This window comes from Gorillibacterium massiliense, assembly GCF_000455485.1.
Lineage (GTDB): Bacteria > Bacillota > Bacilli > Paenibacillales > NBRC-103111 > Gorillibacterium > Gorillibacterium massiliense.
Genome location: NZ_CBQR020000177.1, coordinates 59,351 through 70,877, shown reverse-complemented (window position 1 = coordinate 70,877; position 11,527 = coordinate 59,351). Strand labels below are relative to the sequence as shown.

10 protein-coding genes are annotated in these 11,527 nt (G+C 51.4%); 9 read left to right on the top strand and 1 reads right to left on the bottom strand.

From position 1 onward, the window contains the following. A partial coding sequence (locus TJ79_RS28355; RefSeq protein WP_238323147.1) for a hypothetical protein occupies nucleotides 1–224 on the bottom strand: 224 nt, incomplete at its 3' end. A 100-nt stretch (nucleotides 225–324) separates the two neighbouring features. Between TJ79_RS28355 and TJ79_RS25505 the strand changes: the two genes are divergently transcribed. The 9 genes from TJ79_RS25505 (at nucleotide 325) to TJ79_RS25465 (ending at nucleotide 11,518) form a co-directional block, all read left to right on the top strand. Next, on the top strand, nucleotides 325–1,878 hold the full coding sequence (locus TJ79_RS25505; protein ID WP_052340020.1) for a bifunctional metallophosphatase/5'-nucleotidase: 1,554 nt from the start codon (nucleotides 325–327) through the stop codon (nucleotides 1,876–1,878). Between the two features lie 336 nt (nucleotides 1,879–2,214). Beyond that, on the top strand, nucleotides 2,215–2,676 hold the full coding sequence (locus TJ79_RS25500) for a CtsR family transcriptional regulator (RefSeq protein WP_040953163.1): 462 nt from the start codon (nucleotides 2,215–2,217) through the stop codon (nucleotides 2,674–2,676). Between the two features lie 50 nt (nucleotides 2,677–2,726). Continuing rightward, complete coding sequence (locus tag TJ79_RS25495) at nucleotides 2,727–3,239, top strand: protein-arginine kinase activator protein McsA (RefSeq protein WP_040953162.1); 513 nt, start codon at nucleotides 2,727–2,729, stop codon at nucleotides 3,237–3,239. A gap of 15 nt (nucleotides 3,240–3,254) precedes the next feature. Further along, entirely contained in the window at nucleotides 3,255–4,316 is a 1,062-nt protein-coding gene (locus TJ79_RS25490; protein WP_040953161.1) for a protein-arginine kinase McsB, read from the top strand. Between the two features lie 30 nt (nucleotides 4,317–4,346). Continuing rightward, nucleotides 4,347–6,785 (top strand): ATP-dependent protease ATP-binding subunit ClpC, encoded by a 2,439-nt coding sequence (gene clpC, locus TJ79_RS25485; protein ID WP_040953160.1) that lies wholly within the window; start codon nucleotides 4,347–4,349, stop codon nucleotides 6,783–6,785. 294 nt (nucleotides 6,786–7,079) lie between these two features. Next, nucleotides 7,080–8,459: a DNA repair protein RadA gene (radA, locus tag TJ79_RS25480; RefSeq protein WP_040953159.1), complete on the top strand. Its 1,380-nt coding sequence runs from the start codon at nucleotides 7,080–7,082 to the stop codon at nucleotides 8,457–8,459. Between the two features lie 39 nt (nucleotides 8,460–8,498). After that, a complete protein-coding gene (disA, locus tag TJ79_RS25475; protein WP_040953158.1) occupies nucleotides 8,499–9,572 on the top strand; it encodes a DNA integrity scanning diadenylate cyclase DisA in 1,074 nt (357 codons plus the stop codon). Nucleotides 9,573–9,642: 70 nt separating this feature from the next. After that, nucleotides 9,643–10,341, top strand: a complete 699-nt coding sequence (gene pssA, locus TJ79_RS25470; protein ID WP_040953157.1) for a CDP-diacylglycerol--serine O-phosphatidyltransferase — start codon at nucleotides 9,643–9,645, stop codon at nucleotides 10,339–10,341. 307 nt (nucleotides 10,342–10,648) lie between these two features. Continuing rightward, nucleotides 10,649–11,518 carry an ABC transporter permease gene (locus TJ79_RS25465; RefSeq protein WP_081757154.1) on the top strand — a complete coding sequence of 290 codons (870 nt, stop codon included), beginning with the start codon at nucleotides 10,649–10,651 and terminating at the stop codon, nucleotides 11,516–11,518. The last annotated feature ends 9 nt before the right edge of the window (nucleotides 11,519–11,527 follow it).

Sequence of the window (11,527 nt, the reverse complement as noted above, 5' to 3'; positions counted from 1 at the left end):
GATATCGTGCGAGGTTTTTTGTTGCGTTTGGCCGCCCGCCCTCGAAAGGCCCCCTCTCCGTTCGTACCATCGGCTTGATGGTACTTGGACCAGGCGAAGCCAAGTCCTGTGAGAGTAGCACTTTCCAGCACAATGAACTTCGCACGATATCGTGCGGGGTTTTTTGTTGCGTTTGGCCGACCTACCATCACGGGATGGTATTGGGACCAGCGAAGCCAAGACATAGTTAACTTATGAATAACAAATTGTGGCATTTTTCTTAAAGGAATCCTGCTAGAATAATAGAGGTGTGATCCATCCAACTTATTTCTAGGAGGTTAATTGATGAAGCGTTTACGAAAAAGCTTTACCGGTTTATTGGTTGCTCTAATGCTTACCATGCAGATCAGCAATCTCGTATCGGCACAAGATCTGACGACGGCTCAAGAAAACCCGGAAAAAAGGATCACAATTCTCCATGTCAACGATGTTCACTCTCGTGTAGAAGCAACCGCTAAAAGCATCGGTTATGCCAAAATATCCGGCATCATCAAAGAAGTGAAGAAGACGAACCCGAATACGCTGGTTTTGGATGCCGGTGATACGCTCCACGGGCAAACCATTGCCAATTTGCAGAGAGGCGAAAGCATCGTCGATATCCTGAATGTGATCGGGCTTGATGCCGCGGCAACGGGCAATCACGATTACAATTATGGCTACAAGCGTCTTGTTGAGCTGTCCAAAAAAGCCAACTATCCATTTTTGGCGGCGAATGTTTATAAGGATGATGGGACCCGGCTGTTTGATCCTTATATCATTAAAGAAATGGATGGAGTTAAGGTAGCCATTTTCGGCCTGGCGACTCCCGAAACCTTGTACAAAACCCACCCGAAAAACGTGGAAGGACTCACATTCACGGACCCAACGGAAGAAGCGAAAAAGATCGTTGCAGAGCTGAAGGACAAATCCGACGTTATTATTGCCCTAACCCATTTGGGGCTGGATCAATCAAGCGTCGATACAAGCCGCAAGATAGCGGAAAATGTGAAGGGCGTCGATGTCATAATCGATGGCCATAGCCATACCATGCTGGAACATGGATTAGTGGTAGGTGATACTCTCATTGCTCAAACCGGGGAATATGGCGAAAACCTTGGGGAAGTTAATATTTATCTGGATAAAAACAATAATATAACGAGCAAATCGGCTTTCTTGTTCTCTCGGTCGGCGGCGGACTATTATGCATGGCCCGATCCCGCTGTCGATGAGATTATCGCCAAGGTTAAGGCGAGTCAGGATACAGTCCTCTCGGAGGTTGTCGGGTCGACGAAGGTCGATCTTGTTGGAGAACGTGAAGTCGTACGTGTTGGCGAGTCTAATTTGGGCCATCTGATTACGGATGCGATGCTGGAGGAAAGCGGAGCGGACGTCGCTCTAACCAACGGCGGAGGAATCCGGGCTTCCATCCCCGCAGGAGACATTACAAAAGGCCAGGTTGTCACAGTCCTTCCTTTCGGTAACTATATTCAAACGAAGTCTGTCACCGGCGCGGACATTAAGGCTGCTCTTGAGCATGGGGTGCGCTCGTACCCCAGTTCTCTCGGCGGATTCCCCCATGTAGCCGGAGTAACGTTTACGTTGGATGCTTCTAAGCCTGCGGGCGAGCGGGTAAGCGATGTGAAAATCAAAGGCAACCCCCTCGTGCCCGATAAAAAGTATGTGCTTGCCACAAATGATTTTATGGCGGCAGGTGGAGATGAATATACAATGCTGATGCCTCAGCCGGTGCTCAACGACTATGGTTCCTTGGATGATGTGGTCATCAAGTATCTGCAAAACCATAAAGAAGCGGCGTCGACTTACGAACCGAGGATGAAGATCATCGGCGAGAAAAAATAGCAGCATAAAGGAAAACCGGAGACGCCAGTCATCTCCGGTTTTCTGTTTTTTCACGAAACGGACCCGTAGCCTCCACCGTATCAATACGGAAATGCCGATTTGCCGCTCACTGGCCTACCGGTTAAGTAAATGGGGGCTTTTTTGTATATACTGATGAGGAGGATTGAGCTGACAGTCAGACGATATTTTGCAAGCTACTTGAATAAAATAACGGGCATGCTATAATAAGCCTAAGGTCAAAGAAAGTCAAAGTCAATCGGCGAAGGATTTGACCATGAATAAACGACTACGCTGGGTCGCCCAAGGCCGCGGCCGTCAACCGGTGGAGGTGAACGGATGCGCAATGCTTCGGATATGATCGAGATTCACATTAAAAACATTCTGATGCAGAGCCCCGATGGGATAATCGAGATTCAGCGGAACGAGCTTGCCGATGAGTTTCAGTGCGTTCCGTCGCAAATCAATTACGTAATCAGTACAAGATTTACCTTGGAAAAAGGGTATATAGTGGAGAGCAAGCGCGGCGGAGGCGGATATATCCGTATCCAAAAGGTGCAGATTTCAAAGCAGGGTGCGATTCACGACTTCATTTTAAGGTCTATTGGCAGTGAAATTGATCAAACCTCTTCAGAAGGCCTGATTTATCAGTTGGAAGAAGGGGGGCTGATCAGCCGTCGAGAGGCAAGCATGTTGCGGGCGGCTCTGTCCCGGGACACCATAGCTCTCAAACTGCCGCTCAGAGACGAGGTTCGCGCCCGACTATTGCGGGCGATGCTGCTTTCGCTACTATGCCATTAGAAAGTGTCGGGAGGACAAAGACCCTTACGATACTTTAAGGAGGAATGCATATGTTGTGTCAGGAATGCGGCAAGCGTCCGTCAACCCTTCATTTCACCAAAATCATCGGCGGAGAGAAAACGGAGTTTCATCTCTGTGAATCCTGCGCCAGGGAAAAAGGGGAACTGATCCCCGGCACCCAAAATGGATTTTCCATTCACAACCTGCTATCCGGCTTGCTTCATTACGAGCCGTCGGATGTCGGTACGGCAAAGCCAAAGGCGGAACGCTGCGAAGAGTGCGGCCTCACCTACGCTCAATTCAGCAAACTGGGGAGATTCGGCTGCAGCTCCTGTTACCGCTACTTTTCCGAACGGTTGGATCCTTTGTTTCGACGGGTACACGGCAGTACGACCCATATTGGCAAAGTACCAAAGCGGTCGGGAGGGATTTTACAGCAGAAGCGTGATCTGGAGGAATTGAAGAAGGATTTAGCCGGCTTCATTGAACGTGAAGAGTTCGAACAGGCGGCGAAAACCCGTGACCGTATCCGTGAACTGGAAAAACGGATTGTCGAGATGTAAGATGGAGGAGATACCATGGACTTGGGACAATTTACCGATCATGCCTTAAGCGAGTGGATGAAGCAGGAAGGGCCGGAGTCGGACATCGTCTTGTCCAGCCGGATTCGGATCGCCCGTAACCTGCGCCATTATCCTTTTCCGATGCTGGCGACAAATCCTCAATCCAGGGAAGTGCTGGAGAAGGTATCGACGGTGTTGAACAACGAGGATTTGGCGTCCATCAGCCATTTTAACCTGATGCCACTCTCCGAAATGAGTGAGCTGGATAAAAGGGTGCTGGTTGAAAAGCATCTGATCAGCCCGAATCTGGCGAATGAATCCCGCAATGGGGCTGTCATTCTCAGCGATAACGAGTCCGTCAGCATTATGGTGAACGAAGAAGATCATATGCGCATCCAGTGTTTGACGCCGGGGTTTCAAATCAAGGAAGCCTGGGATTTGGCCAACCAGATCGACGATATATTTGAAAGCCAGTTGAATTATGCTTTTGATGAAGAAAGAGGTTATCTCACCAGTTGTCCCACCAATGTCGGAACTGGTATCCGCGCATCGGTGATGATTCATTTACCGGCTCTTGTCATGACTCATCAAATCAACCGGATCCTGTCCGCCGTTACGCAAGTCGGCTTGGCGGTGCGGGGGTTATACGGGGAAGGCAGCGAGGCGTCGGGCAATCTTTTTCAAATCTCCAACCAGATTACCCTCGGACAGACGGAAGAGGAAATCATCGATAACCTCCACAGCGTCGTGCTGCAGATTATCGAGCATGAACGGGCCGCCCGCAACACGCTTTTGGCGGAAGCCCGGCACCGGTTGGCCGACAAGGTGCACCGCTCCTTCGGCATCCTGTCCCACGCTGTTATCTTGGATTCCAAGGAAGCGATGCAGCGGTTGTCCGATGTGCGGCTTGGAGTCGACCTAGGTCTCATCCAGGGGATGTCCAGCCGATCGTTGAATGAGCTTGTTGTCATGACGCAGCCTGGTTATCTGCAGAAAGTGTCAGGGGGACCATTGTCCTCGGAAGAAAGGGATGTTCGCAGGGCGCAATTGTTCCGCGAGCGTTTTGCACAAAAATAATCTTTTATTCTCATGCTGGAGGTGCTTTTGATGATGTTTGGGAGATTTACGGAACGGGCTCAGAAAGTACTCGCTTTGGCCCAGGAAGAAGCGGTTCGGCTGGGACATAACAATATCGGGACGGAGCATATTTTGCTCGGCCTGATCCGCGAAGGGGAAGGCATCGCCGCAAAGGCGCTGACCGCACTGGGATTGGGGCTGGAAAAAATCCAGGACGAGGTAGAGTCGCTCATCGGCCGTGGCCAGGAGCAGCCTACCAATATCGCCTACACACCCAGGGCGAAGAAAGTCATTGAGCTGTCCATGGATGAAGCCCGCAAGCTGGGTCATACGTATGTGGGGACCGAGCATATTCTTCTAGGTCTCATCCGTGAGGGTGAAGGCGTGGCCGCAAGAGTGTTGAACAACCTGGGGATATCCCTCAATAAAGCCAGACAGCAAGTGCTGCAGCTGTTAGGCAGCAGCGAAGCGGTGTCCTCCAATCATGGAACGCCGACGAATGTGAACACTCCAACGCTGGACGGTTTGGCCCGTGATTTGACTGCCAGTGCCAAGGAAGGCAATGTCGATCCGGTCATCGGACGCAGCAAGGAGATTGAACGGGTGATTCAAGTGTTGAGCCGCCGGACGAAAAACAACCCGGTGCTCATCGGAGAACCTGGCGTCGGCAAAACGGCTATCGCCGAGGGACTTGCCCAGCGGATCATTGCCAATGAGATTCCCGAAACGCTGCGGGATAAACGGGTGATGACCCTGGATATGGGCTCCGTCGTTGCCGGCACCAAGTACCGCGGCGAATTCGAAGACCGCCTGAAAAAGATCATGGACGAAATCCGCCAAGCCGGCAATATTATTCTCTTCATCGACGAGCTGCATACTTTGATCGGAGCAGGCGGGGCAGAAGGCGCTATCGATGCTTCCAACATCCTGAAACCGGCGCTGGCCCGGGGCGAGCTGCAATGCATCGGGGCTACCACGTTGGATGAATACCGCAAGTACATCGAGAAGGATGCTGCGCTGGAACGCCGCTTTCAACCGATCACGGTGGATCAGCCGACTCCGGAAGAAGCTATTCAAATTCTGCACGGGCTGCGCGATCGTTACGAGGCTCACCACCGGGTAAAAATCACCGATGAAGCCATCGAACAGGCCGTAAAGCTGTCGGATCGCTACATTACCGACCGCTTCCTGCCCGATAAAGCCATCGACCTCATCGATGAAGCCGGTTCGAAAGTGCGCCTGCGCTCGTACACCACTCCTCCGCAGTTAAAGGAAATGGAAAGCCGCCTGGAGGATGTGCGCAAGGAGAAGGACGCTGCCGTTCAAAGCCAGGAATTCGAAAAGGCCGCCGCGCTGCGGGATACCGAGCAAAAGCTGAAAGAAGAGCTGGAGGATACCCGCAACCTGTGGAAGGAAAAACAAGGCCGCACCGATTCCGAGGTAACGCCTGATGATATCGCCGACATCGTCGCCAGTTGGACCGGTATTCCGGTACGCAAGCTGGCGGAGGAAGAAACCGAACGTCTCTTGAAAATGGAAGACATCCTGCATCAGCGCGTCATCGGCCAAGATGAAGCGGTGCGCTCTGTCGCCCGCGCCATCCGCCGCGCCCGCGCCGGTCTCAAAGATACAAAGCGGCCGATCGGCTCTTTCATCTTCCTCGGTCCGACTGGGGTAGGGAAAACGGAATTGGCCCGCGCTCTGGCGGAATCCATGTTCGGCGACGAAAATGCGGTCATCCGCATCGATATGTCCGAATATATGGAGAAGCACTCCACCTCTCGTCTGGTCGGAGCGCCTCCGGGATACGTCGGTTATGAAGAAGGCGGCCAGCTGACAGAAAAAGTACGACGCAAACCGTACTCCGTTGTTTTGCTGGACGAAGTGGAGAAGGCGCATCCGGAAGTGTTCAACATCCTGCTGCAAGTGCTGGAAGATGGACGCTTGACCGATTCCAAAGGACGCACCGTCGACTTCCGCAATACGTTGATCATCATGACATCCAACGTCGGTGCGGAAACGATCAAAAAGAACTCCACCTTGGGCTTTACAGCCAGCTCCGATTCCAGCCGGGAATACGACAACATGAAGAATAAAGTCATGGACGTTCTGAAGAAGAGCTTCCGACCCGAGTTCCTGAACCGGATCGACGAGATCATCGTATTCCACAACCTGGAGGAAGCGCACATTCAAGAAATCGTCTCCTTGATGGCAGAGGACCTGCGGAAACGGCTGAAGGAGCAAGACGTCGATTTCGTCCTCACCGAAGAAGCCAAAAAGTTCCTGGCCAAGGAAGGCTTCGATCCTGCTTTCGGCGCCCGTCCACTGCGTAGGGCGATCCAGAAGCACATCGAGGATCGGCTGTCGGAAGAGCTGCTGAAAGGGAATATAGCCAAGGGCGATTCCTTGATTATCGACATGAAAGACGGCCAGCTTGATGTGGCGAAGACGGCAAATGTTGAGGCGTAACAATCGTTTAATGTTGTTAAATATTTAATCAACTAAACGCCATAAGATCAACCACTCGGGTTGATCTTATGGCGTTTTTCTTACCTTATTCTACATCGGAAAAGCAGCGCGTCCTTCCAAGGACGACCCCAGCCGTTTTGCCTTGTCTATCGCAGTAGGTTTACCACTAAACAGGGTATATTTGTTATAACCGGTTTTTCCCCTTCAACCGTCTTCACTTTCCAGGGTCGGAAATGGTAAACTTTCTAAGAGTCTTTCATTCAGCATTCGAAAGGAATTCCGGGGGAAAAACAGATGGCAAAACCGAAAACGAAATTCGTTTGTCAGGAATGCGGCTTTGAATCGCCAAAATGGCTGGGGAAGTGCCCGTCCTGCGAACAGTGGAATAGCTTTGTCGAAGAAGCAGACACACCTGTTAAAACCCAGGGGATTGCCGGGTTTGGCGGCATGTCCGCAGTCAGTCAGGAAAAGCCCGTATCCATCACTCAAGTGGACAGCGCCAGCGAACCCCGCATTCTGACGGACAATGCAGAGCTGAATCGGGTATTGGGCGGCGGAATCGTGCCGGGCTCGCTTCTGCTTGTCGGCGGCGACCCGGGCATCGGAAAGTCCACCTTGCTCTTGCAGGTTTCCCATTCGTTGACGGGAAAAGGGTTGAAGGTGCTTTATATATCCGGTGAGGAGTCTACTCGGCAGACGAAGCTGAGGGCGGATCGCTTAGGCGCTCTGTCGGATCAGCTGTTCGTCCTGTGTGAGACGAATCTGGAGCATATCTCCGAGGCCATCGACCGGCTGCAGCCGGATTTCGTGGTTATCGACTCCATTCAGACCGTGTATCATCCGGCGGTTACCTCGGCGCCGGGAAGCGTCTCTCAGGTGAGGGAGTGCACGACCCATTTTATGCGGATTGCCAAATCCAAGGGGATTGCCGTTGTGCTGGTTGGCCACGTTACGAAAGAAGGCGCCATCGCCGGACCCCGGCTGTTGGAGCATATGGTTGATTGCGTCCTCTATTTTGAAGGGGAGCGGCATCATACGTACCGGCTGCTAAGGGCGGTAAAAAATCGGTTTGGCTCCACAAATGAGATCGGTATTTTTGAAATGCGGGAATCGGGTTTGGTGGAAGTCGGTAATCCGTCCGAGTTGTTTCTGTCGGAGCGGCCCAAAGGGGTTTCCGGTTCAACAGTGGTTGCGAGTGTAGAAGGCACTCGTCCGATGCTGGTGGAGCTGCAGGCGTTAGTCACGCCAACCAATTTTCCGTCTCCACGGCGGATGTCTACGGGCTTTGATTATAATCGGCTGTCTTTGATCATGGCGGTGCTGGAGAAACGCATCGGATTGTTTTTGCAAAATCAAGATGCCTACTTGAATGTAGCCGGAGGGGTGCGGCTGGATGAGCCTGCCGTTGATTTGGGCGTCGCGGTTAGCATCGCTTCTAGCTTTAAGGATCGTCCGACCCGGCCAGATGACGTGGTTTTTGGCGAAATTGGTTTAACCGGAGAAGTGCGCGGGGTATCCCGTGTTGACCAGCGAGTACGTGAAGCACAAAAGCTTGGGTTCAAGCGGGTGATCCTGCCGGAATCGAGCTTGAAGGGGTGGACGCCACCCCAAGGCATCCAAGTAGTAGGGATTCACACCGTTGCGGAAGCTTTGGCCGCCGCTTTGGATGATTAAGGAAGATGAAGCATATGGTTTTGGGCAGACTGGGGGGAAATGATGGTGAAGGAAGAAGAGATTAAGAACAAGTTGCTAAAATTAGTAGCGCCGGGGACCCAGTTCCGTGAAGGGCTGGAAAATGTGCTGCGAGCCAAAACAGGCGGACTCATCGTCGTTGGTTATAGCCCGGAAATGACGTCGTTGGTTGACGGGGGGTTCTCCATAAACTGCGATTTTACGCCTAACTTTTTATATGAGCTGGCCAAAATGGACGGCGCCATTATTTTAAGCGAGGATATGAAACGGATTTTATACGCCAATACCCAACTCAATCCCGATCCGTCCATTTCTTCTACGGAAACAGGCATCCGCCACCGGACGGCGGAACGGGTTGCGAAGCAGACGGGTAAACTGGTGGTCTCCATCTCGCAGCGGCGGAATATCATTACGTTGTATCAAGGGAATTTACGTTATTCGCTCAAGGATATCGGGGTGATTCTCACCAAAGCTAATCAGGCGATGCAAACGCTGGAAAAATACAAATCGGTCATGGATCAGACGCTAATCAACTTGAGCGCAGCCGAGTTTGAAGAGACCGTGACCTATTCCGATGCGGTTCACGCCTTGCAAAGGGTGGAAATGGTGCTTCGGGTCAAAGCGGAGATCAAACGCTACATCAATGAGCTTGGCGTGGAAGGCAGGCTCATCAGCATGCAGCTGGAGGAGCTGGTGTCCAATCTGGAGCACGAAGCCATTCTCCTGATCAAGGATTATTGCCGGGAATTGTCGGAAGATAAAGTCAGGGATACGAAGGCAGCTTTGAGCAAACTAACCTCTGAGGAACATCTTGACGACCAATATATCGTCAAGCTTCTGGGATACCCGGTAACCAATAATATATTGGATGAGCTTGTTTCTCCCCGGGGCTTTCGAATTTTAAATAAAATCCCGCGGCTGCCATCCATCATTATTTACAATTTGATTGAGAAGTTCGAACGCTTGCCCCATGTCATCGGAGCTTCAATTGAAGAATTGGATGAAGTGGATGGAATCGGTGAAGTGCGCGCAAGGGCAATCCAAGAAGGATTAAAGCGTATCCAAGAGCAAGTTTTCATTGACAGACAGATTTAGGACGGATAACATAGAAGACTGGTACACTCAGTGACGCTTGGTGTCCCAAGTGGATAAAGGTGGGCGAACCATGATTAAAAAATCGGTGCCAAACGTTTTCACCATTTTGAATTTGGCACTTGGCATCATTGCCATAATTCTTGTTTTTAACGAAAACCCCGTTTTCCATAATTTTGATAATGCCAATCTCGCATCCATTATCGTGATTGCCGCGATGTTGATGGATGGGATCGACGGGCGGGTTGCCCGCGCGCTCAACGTCCAGAGCGAATTCGGCAAGGAACTGGATTCCTTGTCCGACGTGATTTCGTTCGGCGTGGCGCCGGCATTCATCATGTACGTTGTGGCTTACGGGGATATAAATCCGGCTTTCGCTTGGATCGCAACGGCGATTTTCCCGATTTGCGGTGCGATGCGGCTTGCCCGATTCAATGTTATCGATGGGATTCCCGGCTATTTCATCGGCCTGCCGATACCGGCTGCCGGTGTTATCCTTTGCACGCTGGCGCTTTTCCATCTGGAACTCAACTCGTATATTTTGGCTGCGGCCTCGCTCTTGTTGTCCTACCTCATGGTCAGCCGAGTGAAGTACCCGAGCTTTAAGAAGGTACGCCTCAGCAAACAGGCAGCGCTGCTGACGTTGGGTGTCGTGCTGTTGTGCGTTATTTTTGTTATCGTTTGGCCCAATTATATATCCCGGCTCGTTTTCGTTCCTCTTGTGATCTACGCCCTGTACGGATTCTTTATGGGCTTCAAGCGGAAGCGTTAACTGGAGTCGGACCGGTCTTCATTTATAAAAGCCAATGCACCCCAAAATGCGGGGAATGCGTTGGCTTTTTCGTTTTATTGCACATAGGCGAAACCCTCGAGTCATGTCACAATCGTATCAGGTTTAGTCGCTTTCTTGGTAGGTGGCCCCCCGTAACCTTTTTATAATGAAATCAAGAGAACAGCAAGAGGCTGATGCCGCTTGATTGAGGGGGGAAACCAGAGTGGCGGTCATTCAGAAGAATACGCTTCCAAGAAAGAAAGGTTTATTTGTAAGACGCTTAAAAAGGTACTGGGCGCTATGGGTCATGGCTCTGCCTGGGGTCTTGTACCTGCTGCTCAACAATTACTTGCCCATGGCGGGGACGACGATTGCCTTCAAGAACCTCAATTTCACCAAAGGGTTTTGGAAGAGCGACTGGGTAGGTTTTGAAAACTTCAAATACTTGTTTCAAACCTCCGATGCTTTCGTGATCACCCGCAATACGTTAGCCTACAACGCCGTCTTTATCGTCGTCACGCTGGTGGTATCCGTCGCCCTGGCTATCGCATTAAACGAGGTGCGGCGCAAAGTATTGAAAAAGTTTTATCAAAGCGCGGTGCTGCTTCCTTACTTTCTTTCCGCAGTGGTGGTCGCCTATCTCGTGTTCAGCTTGCTCAGCGCCCAATACGGGCTGCTCAATAAATCGATCCTGCCGCTGTTCGGCAAGGATATGATTCTTTGGTACAACGAGCCGAAATACTGGCCGTACATCCTGGTTTTGGTCAATACGTGGAAAAGCGCAGGGTACTTTTGCATCGTTTACATTGCAGCCATCGTTGGGATCGATTCGGAATATTACGAGGCCTCACTGATCGACGGAGCAAGCAAGTGGCAGCAGATCCGCAGCATCACCTTGCCTCTGATCACGCCGGTCATGACCACGATGGTGCTCCTGCAAATCGGACGTATTTTCTATTCGGATTTCGGACTCTTTTTCCAGGTGCCGATGAACTCGGGTACGCTGTACCCCGTTACCAATGTTATCGATACGTATGTATATCGGGGCTTGCTGCAAATGGGGGATTTGGGCATGTCATCGGCTGCCGGCCTCTATCAATCCGCCGTCGGATTCGTCCTCGTCATGCTGTCGAATCTGGTGGTCCGCAAAGTCAATAGAGAGCAAGCCTTGTTCTAGAGGAGGATC